At 68.9% G+C, this 13,618-nt stretch carries 12 protein-coding genes; 8 read left to right on the top strand and 4 right to left on the bottom strand.

Going from position 1 to position 13,618, the window contains the following annotated elements:
• The first annotated feature begins 113 nt into the window (after positions 1–113).
• From ABC138_RS16170 to ABC138_RS16155, 4 genes are read left to right on the top strand one after another with little or no spacing between them, the layout of a single operon-like run.
• Positions 114–515 (top strand): relaxase domain-containing protein, encoded by a 402-nt coding sequence (locus ABC138_RS16170; RefSeq protein ID WP_345914325.1) that lies wholly within the window; start codon positions 114–116, stop codon positions 513–515.
• On the top strand, positions 481–3,690 hold the full coding sequence (gene mobF, locus ABC138_RS16165; RefSeq protein ID WP_345914324.1) for a MobF family relaxase: 3,210 nt from the start codon (positions 481–483) through the stop codon (positions 3,688–3,690). Before ABC138_RS16170 ends, mobF begins: the two co-directional genes overlap by 35 nt.
• Positions 3,691–3,728: 38 nt before the next feature.
• Complete coding sequence (locus tag ABC138_RS16160) at positions 3,729–4,058, top strand: nucleotidyltransferase domain-containing protein (protein ID WP_345914323.1); 330 nt, start codon at positions 3,729–3,731, stop codon at positions 4,056–4,058.
• The gene (locus tag ABC138_RS16155; protein ID WP_345914322.1) at positions 4,055–4,393 is read left to right on the top strand and encodes a HepT-like ribonuclease domain-containing protein; all 339 of its coding nucleotides are present in this window, start codon (positions 4,055–4,057) and stop codon (positions 4,391–4,393) included. The genes ABC138_RS16160 and ABC138_RS16155 overlap by 4 nt, the downstream gene beginning before the upstream one ends.
• A gap of 4 nt (positions 4,394–4,397) precedes the next feature.
• Here ABC138_RS16155 and ABC138_RS16150 read toward each other — a convergent pair whose 3' ends face one another.
• A complete protein-coding gene (locus tag ABC138_RS16150) occupies positions 4,398–5,186 on the bottom strand; it encodes a hypothetical protein (protein ID WP_345914321.1) in 789 nt (262 codons plus the stop codon).
• 102 nt (positions 5,187–5,288) lie between these two features.
• On the opposite strand from ABC138_RS16150, the gene ABC138_RS16145 reads away from it, so the two are divergent.
• Positions 5,289–5,903, top strand: coding sequence for a helix-turn-helix domain-containing protein (locus ABC138_RS16145; RefSeq protein ID WP_345914320.1), 615 nt, complete (start codon positions 5,289–5,291; stop codon positions 5,901–5,903).
• Positions 5,904–5,981: 78 nt separating this feature from the next.
• On the top strand, positions 5,982–7,184 hold the full coding sequence (locus tag ABC138_RS16140) for a hypothetical protein (RefSeq protein ID WP_345914319.1): 1,203 nt from the start codon (positions 5,982–5,984) through the stop codon (positions 7,182–7,184).
• Positions 7,185–7,639: 455 nt separating this feature from the next.
• Here ABC138_RS16140 and ABC138_RS16135 read toward each other — a convergent pair whose 3' ends face one another.
• The 3 genes from ABC138_RS16135 to ABC138_RS16125 form a co-directional block, all read right to left on the bottom strand.
• Complete coding sequence (locus ABC138_RS16135; protein WP_345914318.1) at positions 7,640–8,161, bottom strand: hypothetical protein; 522 nt, start codon at positions 8,159–8,161, stop codon at positions 7,640–7,642.
• The gene (locus ABC138_RS16130; RefSeq protein WP_345914317.1) at positions 8,158–10,626 is read right to left on the bottom strand and encodes a molybdopterin-dependent oxidoreductase; all 2,469 of its coding nucleotides are present in this window, start codon (positions 10,624–10,626) and stop codon (positions 8,158–8,160) included. The genes ABC138_RS16135 and ABC138_RS16130 overlap by 4 nt, the downstream gene beginning before the upstream one ends.
• 74 nt (positions 10,627–10,700) lie before the next feature.
• The gene (locus ABC138_RS16125) at positions 10,701–11,102 is read right to left on the bottom strand and encodes a four-helix bundle copper-binding protein (protein ID WP_345914316.1); all 402 of its coding nucleotides are present in this window, start codon (positions 11,100–11,102) and stop codon (positions 10,701–10,703) included.
• A 196-nt stretch (positions 11,103–11,298) separates the two neighbouring features.
• Between ABC138_RS16125 and ABC138_RS16120 the strand changes: the two genes are divergently transcribed.
• Positions 11,299–12,075: an NAD(P)-dependent oxidoreductase gene (locus ABC138_RS16120; RefSeq protein ID WP_345914315.1), complete on the top strand. Its 777-nt coding sequence runs from the start codon at positions 11,299–11,301 to the stop codon at positions 12,073–12,075.
• Positions 12,076–12,097: 22 nt separating this feature from the next.
• Complete coding sequence (locus ABC138_RS16115) at positions 12,098–13,603, top strand: acetyl-CoA hydrolase/transferase family protein (RefSeq protein ID WP_345914314.1); 1,506 nt, start codon at positions 12,098–12,100, stop codon at positions 13,601–13,603.
• Positions 13,604–13,618 lie beyond the last annotated feature (15 nt).

Genomic DNA, 13,618 nt, shown 5'->3' with positions numbered 1-13,618 from the left:
TCGGAATCCAATAGCCCGAGCCTCCATCAGACCCAGTGCGGTTCACACCTCTTTCATCCACAGGTCTGCCCGTGGCCACTGGCAATCGTTCGCCGGCCGTTTGGGATGTGACCATGACGCTTCACAAGCTGTCGGCTGGGTCGGGGTACGAGTACCTGACCCGGCAGGTCGCCGCGCTCGACTCGACGGAGAAGGGCGCCACTCCCCTGGCCGACTACTACTCGGCGAAGGGCGAGTCGCCGGGGCGTTGGGTCGGCTCCGGGCTCAGTGGGATCGACGGTCTGGAGGCCGGCGACGTGGTGACGGCCGAGCAGATGAAGCACCTGTTCGGCTCCGGTTCGCACCCGCTCACGGGCGAGCCGCTGGGGGCGGCGTACAGGGTCTACGACAACACCGGCGTCGACGGGTTCAACGCAGAGGTCGCCCGGCGGGCGCGCGTGGTTTCGACAGGCTCAACCAACGGGAAGCCCACCGTACGACGTGCTCGCCCGGGTGCGCTCGGAGGTCGCGCGTGAGCGGTTCGTCACCGACCACGGGCGAGAGCCGAAGACTGCACGGGAGCTGTCGGATGCGCTGGCTCGCTACTCCCGGCCCCGACAGACGGCGGTGGCTGGGTTCGACCTGACGTTCTCGCCGGTGAAGTCGGTGTCCGCGCTGTGGGCGGTTGCGCCCGCCGACGTCACCCGGGCGATCGAGGAGGCGCACGATGCCGCCGTCCGCGATGCGCTTGCCTTCATCGAGCGCGAGGTGCTCTTCACCCGGGAGGGGCGCAACGGTGCCCGGCAGGTCGAGACCCGCGGGCTGGTCGCGACCGCGTTCGCGCACCGCGACTCCCGGGCCGGCGACCCCGATCTGCACACCCACATCGCCGTCGCCAACAAGGTGCAGTCGCGCTCGGGCAAGTGGCTGTCGATCTACGGCAGGGTGCTGCACGAGCACGTCGTCGCCGCGTCGGAGATCTACAACACCGCGCTGGAGCGGCGGCTGGTCGAGGCGCTCGGGGTGGTGTTCGTCGAGCGGCCGAGTGACGCTCGCGACAAGCGGCCGGTGCGCGAGATCGGCGGGGTTCCTGCCGACCTGTGTGAGCGGTGGTCGGCGCGGCGCCAGGCGATCACGGCACGACAGCGGGAGCTGGCGCGGGAGTTCAAGCGGACGCACGGGCGCCCGCCGACGCCAGTGGAGGCGGTGGCGCTGGCACAGCAGGCGAACCTGGAGACCCGGGAGGCCAAGCACGAGCCGAGGTCGTACGCCGAGCAGCGGGCGACGTGGCGGGCCGAGGCGGTTGAGGTGCTGGGCTCGGCGAGGTCGCTCGACAACATGGTGTCCTCGCTCCCCCGCGCTGCGGCTCAACCGTCCGTGACGGCGTCCTGGATTCGTGAGGCAGCGGAGCGAGTCATCTCGGAGGTGGAGTCGCGGCGAGCGACGTGGCAGGTCTGGCACCTGCGGGCCGAGGCGCAGCGGCAGGTGCGCGACGTCGCCGTACCCGCTGACCGGGTGGCCGAGGTCGTCGAGTGGATCGTCGACGACGCCATCGGCCGGTTGTCGGTCAACCTCACCCCCGACGTCGACCCGATCCCCGAGCCCGCCGGGCTGCGGCGCTCGGACGGCATCAGCGTCTACCGGCACACCGGCCGCGACCACTACACCAGCCGCCGCGTGCTGGAGGCCGAGCAACGCATCGTCGCACTTGCTGGACGGTACGACGGGCTGGCGTGGTCGCCCGACGAGGTCGAGCTGTCTGTGCTTGCCGCCGCGCTGGACGACGTACGGCTCAACCGTGGCCAGCAGGCCTTGGTGACCGCGATGGCCACCAGCGGGGCGCGGGTGCAGCTCGCGCTGGCTCCGGCCGGATCGGGCAAGACCACCGCGATGCAGGTGCTGGCGAACGTGTGGACCGAGGGCGGCCGCAACGTGCTCGGGCTGGCGCCGTCTGCGGCGGCAGCTGCCGCGCTCGCCGAGACAACCGGGACGCCGTGCGAGACGCTGGCCAAGCTCACCCACGACCTGGCCCACGTCCCCGACTCCGACCTGGTCAGCTCGATCGGACCGGGCACGCTCGTCGTGATCGACGAGGCCGGCATGGCCGACACCCTCACCCTCGCGTCCGTCATCGAGCTCGCGGTGGCGCGGGGTGCGTCGGTGCGGCTGATCGGCGACGACCGTCAGCTCGCCGCCATCGGCGCCGGCGGACTGCTGCGCGACATCGCTTCCACCCACGGCGCGATCCGGCTCGACGAACTGGTCCGGTTCACCGACTCCGCCGAAGCCGAGGCATCGCTGGTGTTGCGAGACGGCGACCGGGCCGCGCTGGGGTTCTACCTGGACAACGACCGCGTCCACGTCGGCGACGTCGCGTCGTGCCTCGACGACGTGTTCGACGCTTGGTCGCGGGAACGTGCCGGTGGGCGCGACTGCCTGATGCTCGCGCCGACCCGCGAACTGGTGCGTGACCTCAACCTGCGGGCGCAGGCGTCACGGGATGTCACTGGTGCGTCGGTCGGCCTGGCCGATGGCTGCTCGGCGCATCGCGGCGATGTGGTGATCACTCGCCGCAACGACCGACACCTCGGGGTCAGCGGCACCGACTGGGTCAAGAACGGCGACCGCTGGATCGTCACCGACGTGCGGCCCGACGGTGCCCTGTCGGTGCGGCACGCCACCTCGCGGCTGCATGCAACGCTCCCCGCGGAGTACGTGAGCCAGCATGTCGAGCTCGGCTACGCCTCGACCGTCCACACCGCCCAGGGCATTACCACCGACGTCGTCCACGGAATCATCACGGGCATCGAGGACCGCCAGATGCTCTACACGATGCTCACCCGCGGCCGGGTCGAGAACCATGCCCACATCGTGCTCGACAACGATTCGTCGCACGCGCTGCCCTCACCGACGGTCGAGCGAGCAATGACGGCGACCGAGGTCCTCGAAAGCATCCTTGCCCGCGACGGCGCCGCGGTCTCCGCAACGTCGACGCAGGCCCGTGCCACGTCGCCCGCTGGGCAGTTGCAGGACGCCGTCGCTCGGTACGCGGACGCAGTTGCGCTCGCAACGTCCCAGATGCGAGCCAATCCCGACTTCGGCGAGCCTGGTCCGCTCCCCTGGCTCGCCGGCATCCCTTCCGAGGCGGCGTCGCACTCGGCATGGGGCCCGTACCTGGCCGCCCGGTTCCGCCGAGTCTCTTCGCTCGCAGCCGAGGTCGCCGAGGGTCCCGTGCTGCCGGAGTGGACGGCGAAGTACGACGACGTCCTCACCCCGGCGCTCAGGCGCGAACTGGCGGTCTGGCGAGCAGCCACGGGCCTACCCGTCGACGAGCGGACGCTGGCCGGGCCCGTGCCGCACGACGACCGGGAGGCGGCGTACCACCGCAAGCTCACCATCCGGATCAACGCCCGCTACGGCGAGGCCGTGAAGACTTGGGCCGACCGCATCGTTGAGTACGTCGGCAAGCGCGACGAGCAGACCGGAGAGCTCGCGAAGTACCTCGACCAGCTCGCCCGCAAGGGCATCGACGCCGAGCGCCTCCTCGACCTCGCCGCCACAAGGAAGCCGCTGCCCATTGACCACCCCACCGCCGCACTCGGTTACCGGGTCAAGGACCTCGCCACCCAGAGGAAACGCCGTCCAGCCCCGTCCATCGACCCGTTCCCCAGACCGAGCCAGCAGCAGAGCGGCCCGTCGCTGGGGCTGTAGATGGGCGACAGCGTCAGCGCGGCAGATACGATAGAGACATGTCCGAGACAGCAGCGCCTGCCCGGAAGCCGCTCAGCGGCCCCACGGGCCAGCGTGTGGCCGCCCGTCGTGGTGAGCTGCTGGAGGTGCTGCACCGCCATGGCGTCACCAACCCGGAGATCTTCGGCAGCGCCGCACGGGGCGACGATCGCGAAGACAGCGACGTCGACCTCCTTGTCGACTTCCCGGCCGGGACCGACATCATCGACATCATCGGCATCAAGCGGGAACTGGAAGACGTGCTCGGCGTGCCCGTCGACTTGGTGCCGCGCAACGGCCTCAAGGAGCGCGTGCGCTCGCGCGCCGCGAAGGACTTGCTGCCACTGTGAGCCGCCCCGACGCCGACCGCCTCGACGACATCGCCACGGCCATCACATCGATCCGCTCCCATCTCCAACATGGCCCGATCACGGTTGAGATCGTCATGGACGCCGTCGCCATGCGACTCCTGGAGATCGGTGAAGCGGTGAAGGGAATCAGTCCCGAGCTGACAGCGACGGAGCCCGATATCCCATGGAGCGACATCGCGGGCATGCGCGACTTCCTTGCTCACCACTACTTCGCGACGAATCCCGAGATAATCCAGGTCACCCTCGACAAGCGCCTCGCGCCATTGGCCGACGCCGTCGAGCGCATGAAGAGCCTCCTGCCGCCGGAGGGCTGACGGCTTACATCGCCAAATGCCCGCGCTCCGCCTCCTCCCGAATCGCCTTGATCGCACCCGCTGCGTGACGACGGATCGAGCGGGAAGACATCAAGTGGGCTTCCTCCACCAGTTGCGTGACCGACGGCGTCATCAGCCCACCCCGGCCGCGACGCCCCGGAGCGTCGATCTGCTCAGCTGCGTGCGCCAGGTCGAGCAGAAGGTCGCGATCGCCCTCCGCCAGCTTGCCCGAGTCGATCCCGCGCTGGAGGAGATCGGCGAGGACCTCCCTGCGCGCCACCTCGTCGTCCGCGGGTCCGGCCGGGATGGACTCATCGAATGCGTCGACCAGCACCGTCATCGCCCACGCCTCATCACGACGCTTGGCAAGATCGCCGACGCCGAGCTCGGCCATCGACTCCCGGTAGACGCGGTCGAGGATCCTCTTGGCGACGTACCTGTCGTCTGCAGGGTCGTGTTCGCAGATCTGGACCCAGAGCTGGCCGGCCACGACCTCATCGATCTCGTCGGCCAGACGGCTGATGCGGCCGGCGACTCGCGCGGCACCTGGCATCAGGAGCCACGCGAGCGCGACGTACGCCCGTCGGTCGCCCGCGGCAATCCTCCGGAGAGCCGTTAGCACTTGGTCGCGTTGGGTCGGCTCGGCGTCCTGCATCCAGCGCAGCAGGTCCTTCAGGTCATCCACGTCCGGCAGATCAGATGACATCTGCCGCCACCGCGACCACTGGGCTCGTAGTTCTCGCATGTTCGGAGCGTCGAGGTCGTCGACGCCCAGGCGCTTGGCAACGCTCATCACGCTGCTCCTTCCTGTCAGCCCGGGGTTGGGCAACAGGTAGGTGTGCAGGCGTCCCCAGATCGCCGAATAAAGATCTGGCTGGATATGTATGATGCCGGTGTGACGAACTGGAGACCTCAGCCGGGGACGGTGATCGAGGAAGCGCGTCTCGCAAGCGGGCTTGGCCAGTCCGAGCTCGCGGCCCTCGCTGGCACCTCGCAACCAACGCTGTCGGCCTACGAGCGGGGCAAGAAGAGCCCGGGGCTCGCCGTCGCGGAGCGAATCGTGAACGCCGCCGGCTGGAAAATCGCGCTCCAGCCGCGGGTGAGCTTCACCGAGCACCCAGCGCCGCCCGGATTCCGATTCCCGTTCACCGTCCCCGACCGGCTGTGGCGCCTGGAGGCCCCCGCATGCTTCCGCACGATCAAGTTCTTCGACCTCATCGACGACGACGACAAGTTCTGGTGGGACCTCTCCGACCGCGCGGACCGCAAGCTCGTGTACGAACGGCTCCTCACCTACGGGGACGAGCCCAGCCTGATCCACTACCTCGACGGCGCGCTGCTCATCGACCTGTGGAACGAGATGGAGGTGCCTGAGCCGATGCGTACCCACTGGGCCGCGGTCGTCGAGGCCACGGTTCATGCGCCGATCCCAGCTGAGCACGAGCTGGTCCGTCGCGACGAGGACACCAGGCGCACGGCGTTCGACGTCATCAAGCACGCCAACTCCTGACCAGCGCAGCCAAACAACCTGATTCGTCGGATGTGCCCACTACCGTTGGCCTGACCCGAGAAGCCCGAGGAAGTGGCGATGGACAACGAGATTCAGCTCGTCAGCGATGGCGATGGCCTTGCGGTCATCGGCGAGCCGAAGGCTGTCGAGAAGTTCTTGCGCGACGAAGGTGTCTGGGCCATGTCCCAGAGCTTTGACCTGCGGCGGGTCAAGGCTCTCTTGGGTCTCGGCGCCGATATCGCACAGGCAGCATCTGAGTTTTCCGCCATTTCCGGGCGCTGGATCAAGCTGACGGAGGAGTCCGCCCGACTCGTCAAGGAGCACGGTCTCATGGAGACTGACACGGACGGCGTCAGTCACCTCATGATCGGGGTGTCCGGCAGAGTGAAGAGCTGGCTCCAGACTGAGCAAAACATGGGGTCGCTGCTCACCAATCCCGCGGCGCTCTCTGGCGTGGCGGGGGTCATGGCACAGGTCGCTGGCCAGCAGACGATGGCCGAGATCGTGGCCTACCTCGACAGGATCGATACCAAGGTCGATGAGGTCCTCGGCAAGGTTGACGACACTGTCCTGAAGGACATGCGTGGCGCACGCCTTCAGATCAGGCGGGCGATGACGATGCGTGACCGGGAGGGGCGCGTCACGGCCGACGCCTGGTCAGAGGTGCAGAACGCGTCGGGGAAGCTGGCAGATGTGCAGGGCTACGCACTCCTCCAGCTTGAAGCCATCGCCACAAAGATGGAGAGCAGCAAGAACGTTCACGGGATCGCCGCGGCCGCCGAGGACGTCAAGCCTGAGGTCCTGAAGTGGTTGGCGGTCCTGGCTGACACCTTCCAACTCCAGGAGGCTTTCGACGTGCTGGCACTCGACAAGGCGATGGACGAGTCGTCGGAGGTGCTCAACGCGCGGCGGCAGGGCCTCGAAGCCGATCGAGCCGATCGTCTCGAGCTCATCACTGGGCACACCGCCGAACTGCTGGGGCGGATGGATACAGCCGTCGGCCGTGCCAACAAGCGGCTGCCGTTGACCCGCGACAAGTCGCTGTTCATCATCAACGCCGGGAACAGCGTCGGCGCCGATGTCCACGAATTCCTCGGGCTGCTGGGGGTCGATGCGGACCGCCGAGCATGGGAGCCGCGCCCCTTGGCGCCCGTTGTGGAGTTCGGGTCGAAGGCGCTCCAGCAGAGTAAGGACAAGGGGCCGGCCGTCGTGGGCACAGCCGCCTTGGCAGCAACCGCAGTCGGCCTGGGGAGGAAGTACGGAGGCGGCAACCAGGCGTAGGGCGGCGTACTGCGTTCGTCGCGACTCCGTCAAATTCCGCAGGGATTCCGCAGGAGATCCGTTCGAGGCCGAAATCAGCCAACGGTGACCATCGCGCCGGATCGGCGTTTCTGCAGGTCAAACGGCATTTTCGGGAGGTGACCATCACCGGCCAACACGCCCTACGGTGTTCGAGATGTACTTCGACATCTGAGCCCAACCGAGCGTCAGCGAGGTCCGGGTCAGATGTCGAACCATGAACTCAGTGACATCTAGAGCCCACGCCGGCTGAGGAGGTTGCGCAGCAACCGTCTCGAAGGCAATCGGCACATGAAGGGCGGGACCCCCGATCACGGGGGTCCCGCCCTTCGTCGGTGTGTACACACAAGGTCGTCCTGGTGCATCTCGTGGCGGAATCCGCCATGTGGCGCACCGAGACGACCTGTTGTGCACGCGTCACGCAGCGTGGGGCTGGCTCACCCCGTCACCATGATCTGGGCCGCAGCCTCCTTGACCTTTGCATTGGCCCACCGCAGCTGGCGGAGGGTCTCGGGGTGGCAGTCCTGCGCCAGCGACAGCAGCTCGCGATCACGCATCGCCTGCGCGGTCTGCGCGAGGACCTCCCAGTCCAGGGAGACGCCCGCCGCCATCTGGTGCAGGCGGCGCAGGTCGGCCAGGAGGAGGAGTCCCGGCTCGTGGAAGCGACCGGTCAGCTCTGAGGTCTTCTGCTTCAGCCGGGCGGTGAGCGTGGCCTCGTCCTCGGGCTCCGGATCGAGGTCGATGCCGTAGTCCCGCCCGACCTCGGCCAGCCGGCGAACGTGCTCCTGGGACCATCGAGCGATGTCGCGCGCGACGTAGAACACCTCGTGGTCGACCCTTTGCTGGTCGGACAGCCCCAGCAGCGCGGCCGCCACATGGTTCTCGGACCGGTGCAGCTCCTGGATGGCCGCGGCGACCTTGTTGCCGTTCAGGGAGCGGAGCGTGGCGGTGATGTTCATCGTCCGACCTCCTCGTCCAGCAGCCCTTCGTCGGCGAGGGCGTCGGCACCGCCAGTCGTCGGCGAGATCGACGACGAGTCGACCGGACGGGACGCCGTCGTCGTCGGGGCGGGCGCTCGCCTGCCGTCGGCGGCCCGGACACGGTTGGCGGCCGCAGCGGCGGTCTTGAAGATCGGCTGCTTCGAGGCCGGGTCCCAGTCGGTGAGCGTCAGCTCGTTGGCTGCGCGGCCGTGGCCGTCGGGGTGGTCGCCACCGGGGGTGTCCCAGTAGCCGTAGTGGAAGGGCAGGAACAGCACGCCAGCCCGGATGCCGGTGATCCGCAGCCGAGCGGTCACCCCGCCCCGCGGCGTCGTGATCTCCAGGACGTCGCCCTCGGCCCAGCCCTGCGCCCGCGCGTCGCCGGCGGAGGCCTCCACCCACACCTCGGGTGCTGCGGCCTGCAGCTGTGGCGCGCGAGCAGTCTTGGTCCGGGTGTGGAAGTGGTACAGGGTGCGCCCGGTGATCAGCTGGAAGGGGAAGTCCTCGGAGGGCAGCTCGCGGGGTGGGAGGTACTCGGCTGCCTTGATCACCGCCTTGCCCTCGGGGTTGAGGGCCTTGTACTCCGTCGGCGAGACCGGCGCGCCTGTCACCAGGTCACGTCCATAGCTCTCGCAGTACGACGGGTCGGACCAGAACTGCCCGTCGGCGTAGATGCGCTCGACGCCGTCCGGGTGCTCGTCGTTGCACGGCCACTGGATGCCGCTCCCGCCGCGGAGCTTGTCGTAGGTGAGGCCGGTGTAGTCGCATGGACGACCACGGGTGCACTCCTTCCACCCCTCGAAGGCCTCCTCCGGGGTGGTCCACTTGACCAGCGGCGCCCCGTCCTTGTCGCGCAGGTCGAGCCGGCGGGCGTAGTCCAAGAGGATGTCGAGGTCGCTGCGGGCGTCGCCGGGCGGGGCCACCGCCTTGTCGGAGAGGTGCACCGTCCGATCGACATTGGTGAAGGTGCCGGTCTTCTCACCCCAGGTCGCGGCCGGCAGCACGACGTCGGCCAGCTGGGCGGTCTCGGACAGGAAGATGTCCTGCACCACGAGGAAGAGCGGCTCCTGCGACAGGATGCTGCGCATCCGGCCCAGCTCCGGCAGCGACACCGCCGGGTTGGTCGCCGTGACGTAGAGGAAGCGGATCGAGCCGTCCTCGATGTAGCGCATGATCTGCATCGCGTGCGTGGGCGCGGTGTAGTGCGGGATGTCCATCGGATCGATGTTCCACACCTTCGCCAGGTCCTCGATGTGGGCGTCGTTGGACCAGTTGCGGAACGCCGGCAGGTCGCCGTCCGCGCCCGCCTCCCGGGTGTTCTGGGCCGTGGGCTGGCCGTTCATCTGCAGGATCCCGCAGCCCGGCTTGCCGAGCATGCCACGCAGGATGTGGATGTTGTTGACCTGCACCGCCGCCGCAGTCGCCTGGTGGGACTGGTAGAAGCCCTGCAGCACCGTCGACATCAGGCGCTCGGAGGTGCCGATCAGCCGCGCCGCCTCGCGCAGGTCCTCGACGGGTTCGTCGCACACGTGCGCGGCCCGCTCGACCGAGTAGCCGTCGAGCATCTTCGTCAGCTCCGCGAAGCCGACGGCATGGGCGTCGACGTACTCGTGGTCGACCCAGTCGTGCTCGAGCATCTCGTGCAGTAGGGCATTCATGAGCATCACGTTGGTGCCCGGCCTGGGGGCGAGGTGCACCGTCGCATGCTGCGCGACCGGTGTGGGACGTGGGTCGACGCAGATGACAGCCGGGGGGTTGGGGCCGGCCAGCCGGTCCAGCACCCGGGTCCACAGGACGGTCTGGGTCTCGGCCATGTTGTGCCCGTAGAGGGCGATGACGTCGGCGTGGTCGATGTCCGTGTAGGAGCCCGGCTGGCCGTCGCAGGCGAAGGACTCCTTGAGCGCCGCCGCGGCGGTTGCCGTGCACAGCCGGGTGTTGCCGTCGACGTGGCTGGTCCCGATGCCACCGTGGGCGATCAGCCCGAGGGTGTAGTACTCCTCCAGGAAGAGCTGGCCCGAGGTGTAGAAGGCGATGGAGCTCGGGCCGCGCTCGGCCAAGAGCTCCTTCGTGCGGTCAGCCACCGCAGCCATGGCCGTGTCCCAGTCGGTCTCCACGAGCTCGCCATCACGGCGGATGAGGGGCGTGGTGAGCCGGTCCGGGGAGTGGTTGGCCTGCCAGCCGTAGAGGTCCTTGGGGCCGAGACGGCCGTGGTTGACGCGGTCGACGGCGCGACCTCGCACGCCGACGATGCGGTCGTCCTTCATTGCGATGTCCAGCGCGTCCCCGTTGGAGTGCAGGATCGAGGCGGACTGGACCCATCGGTCCACCCCTGCCGGGTCGAGTCCCCCCTCCAGATGGCTGTCGACGCGGACCGGCCAGTGCGTGCCCGGTCCGTACGGTGTCCTTGTGCCCCAGGGCTGTGCGATCCGATCGATGTGCGGCGCCATGGATCTTCCTTCCTCCTCGTTGCACGGTGGTTCGACGTGCCTGCTCGGCCACTGCACGAGACGGGCAGTACAGGTCAGAGAGAGGCGATCACAGCACGGCAGGCTGCTTCGCACCGACGGCACGCCTCAGCGCAGATCCTGCAGTGCTCGTGCATCTGCGCGTGCTGAGCGCACTCGTCGCCGCAGGCCTTGCACGCGGCTGCACACGCCTCGAGGACGGCGCGGGTGAGGTTCGCGTCGTACCCCGTATGGCGCGACAGCACATTGCCGGTGGCGGCGCATACATCCGCGCAGTCGAGATCGGTGCGGATGCACTTCGTCAGGTCCGCGACCATGTCCTCGCCCAGGCAGGCGTCGGCGCACGCCGTGCAGACCTGTGCGCACTCGAAGCACGCGGCGATGCAGTCCGCCCACGTGTCCTTGTCGATGCCGCCCAGGTCCTTCGGGTAGGCCTCGAGCATCTGCGTGTGTGCCATGGGACTCAGTCCTCCTCGTGCGACGCAGGGAGCGCACGGGCAGCGTCTCTCGGTGCCACGTCGCCTCAGGTAGGCACTACCCCCCCGACCTGGATGCATTCGCGGTGGTACGAGGCGCGTGGCAGGAGGCGTTGTGCGCCGGGCATGCCCCCCACCGGACCTGACACGACCGCGCGCGAGAGGCAGAGTGGGGAGCATGACGAAGCGAAGGATCCTCATCACCGGCTCGACGGGCAACGTGGGCACCGTCCTCACGCAGCGCCTCGGCGACGGGTTCGAGATCATCGGGCACGGGCATGAGGCCGACCCGTCGGCGGACCCGGTCGTCCTCGGCGGTGACCTCGCCGACTACGACGCCGTCCTCGCCCTCATGGACGGGATCGACACGGTCGTCCACCTGGCCGGCGCCGCCTCGCCCGACTCCGCGTGGGACGCGGTGCTCGAGGCCAACATCATCGGCACCCGCAATGTCCTGGAAGCCGCCCGCGTCGCCGGGGTGCGGCGGGTCGTCTTCGCCTCGTCCAACCACGCGATGGGCATGTACGACCGCCTGGAGCAGTGGCCGGTCTACCCCGACACGCTCCCCCGCGCCGACTCGCTGTACGGCGTGTCCAAGATCTTCGGCGAGACGCTCGGCCGGTACTACTTCGACGAGCACGGCCTGTCCTTCATCGCGCTGCGCATCGGCTGGGTCTCCGGTGACCCGACCCTCGTCGACGAGGACGTCCTGCACGCCATGTGGCTCAGCGAGGACGACGCCGCGCAGGTCGTGCGCTGCGCGATCGAGGCGAAGGTCGAGCACGGTGTCTACTACGCCATCTCGGACAACCCCAACCGCCGCTGGTCGATGACCAACACGATGCTCGACCTGGGCTACCGACCGCAGGACTCGTGGTCCGACGAGGCACCTGCCGACGAACCGGTGGTCGAGGGCGGGCAGACGGTCGCCGACGACTGGCCGAAGGGGTCGTGAGCGCGGCTGAGATCATGAGCGCATGAGCCGCATCACCTGCCCCGTCCTGAGCACCCGCGTCACCACCGCCGAGGCCGCGGCGGAGCACGTCCGCCCCGGGGACAACATCGGGATGAGCGGCTTCACCGGGGCCGGGTACCCCAAGGCGCTGCCCACGGCCCTGCACGACCGGATGGTCGCGGCGCACGCCCGCGGGGAGGACTTCCGCGTCGGTCTGTGGACCGGGGCCTCGACGGCACCCGACGCGGACGGCGTGCTCGCGGAGGCGCGGGGCGTGGCGAGCCGGCTGCCGTACAACTCCGACCCGACGATGCGCCAGCTGATCAACTCCGGCGAGGTCGACTACGTCGATGCCCACCTGAGCCACTCCGCGCCGCACATGTGGTTCGGGTTCTACGGCAACCTCGACGTGGCCATCGTCGAGGTCACCGCGATCCTGCCCAACGGCCTGCTCGTGCCGGGCAGCTCCGTGGGCAACAACAAGACCTGGCTGGAGCAGGCCGACCGGGTCATCCTCGAGGTCAACCACTGGCAGCCGCGCGAGTTCGAGGGCTTCCACGACGTCTACTACGGGGCCGCCCTGCCGCCGGACCGCCGCCCGATCCAGCTCACCGACCCGATGCAGCGCATCGGCGACCCCTACCTGCGGGTCGACCCGGCGAAGGTCGTCGCCGTCGTCGAGACCGACCGTCCGGACCGCAACTCCCCCTTCAGCCCCCCGGACGCGACCTCGCAGGCCATCGCCGGCCACGTCGTGGACTTCCTGCGTGCCGAGGTGAAGGCCGGGCGGATGCCCCCTTCGCTCCTGCCGCTGCAGTCGGGGGTCGGCAATGTCGCCAACGCCGTCCTCGCGGGGCTGGACGGCAGCGAGTTCACCGACCTCGTCGCCTTCACCGAGGTGCTCCAGGACGGGCTGCTCGACCTGCTCGACAGCGGCACGGTGCGCGCGGCGTCGGCGACGTCCTTCGGGCTCTCGGACGTCGGGGTGGAGCGGTTCCTCGACAACATCAGCAGCTACAAGGGGCGGATCCTGCTGCGCAGCGAGGAGATCTCCAACCACCCCGAGCTGGTCCGGCGGCTCGGCGTCATCGCGATGAACGGGATGATCGAGGCCGACATCTACGGCAACGTCAACTCCACCCACATCGCCGGCAGCAAGATCATGAACGGCATCGGCGGCAGCGGCGACTTCACCCGCAACGCCTTCCTCAACTTCTTCCTCACCCCGTCCACGGCGAAGGGGGGCACGGTCTCGGCGTTCGTCCCGATGGCCAGCCACGTCGACCACACCGAGCACGACGTCCAGGTCATCGTCAGCGAGCACGGGCTGGCCGACCTGCGTGGGCTCTCCCCCCGGCACCGGGCGGGGCGGATCATCAACAACTGCGCCGACCCGGCCTTCCGGCCCGCGCTGCTCGACTACTTCGAGCGGGCCCAGGCGGCCCGGCCCGATGCCGTCCACACCCCGCACCTCCTCGGTGAGGCGCTCAGCTGGCACGAGCGGTACCTGGAGACAGGGAGCATGTGAGCGGTGAGACACTGC

Origin of the sequence: Janibacter sp. LM, from assembly GCF_039631275.1 — a bacterium.
GTDB lineage: Bacteria > Actinomycetota > Actinomycetes > Actinomycetales > Dermatophilaceae > Janibacter > Janibacter terrae.
Note: the sequence above shows the minus strand (reverse complement) of the source record. Positions and strands in the feature narration are given on the sequence as shown.

Bases quoted from the DNA above. Each gene is read 5' to 3' on its own strand.
- ABC138_RS16170 (WP_345914325.1), top strand. From the start codon at position 114: ATGACGCTTCACAAGCTGTCGGCTGGGTCGGGGTACGAGTACCTGACC.
- ABC138_RS16160 (WP_345914323.1), top strand. From the start codon at position 3,729: ATGTCCGAGACAGCAGCGCCTGCCCGGAAGCCGCTCAGCGGCCCCACG.
- ABC138_RS16150 (WP_345914321.1), bottom strand. From the start codon at position 5,186: ATGAGCGTTGCCAAGCGCCTGGGCGTCGACGACCTCGACGCTCCGAAC.
- ABC138_RS16140 (WP_345914319.1), top strand. From the start codon at position 5,982: ATGGACAACGAGATTCAGCTCGTCAGCGATGGCGATGGCCTTGCGGTC.
- ABC138_RS16135 (WP_345914318.1), bottom strand. From the start codon at position 8,161: ATGAACATCACCGCCACGCTCCGCTCCCTGAACGGCAACAAGGTCGCC.
- ABC138_RS16130 (WP_345914317.1), bottom strand. From the start codon at position 10,626: ATGGCGCCGCACATCGATCGGATCGCACAGCCCTGGGGCACAAGGACA.
- ABC138_RS16125 (WP_345914316.1), bottom strand. From the start codon at position 11,102: ATGGCACACACGCAGATGCTCGAGGCCTACCCGAAGGACCTGGGCGGC.
- ABC138_RS16120 (WP_345914315.1), top strand. From the start codon at position 11,299: ATGACGAAGCGAAGGATCCTCATCACCGGCTCGACGGGCAACGTGGGC.
- ABC138_RS16115 (WP_345914314.1), top strand. From the start codon at position 12,098: ATGAGCCGCATCACCTGCCCCGTCCTGAGCACCCGCGTCACCACCGCC.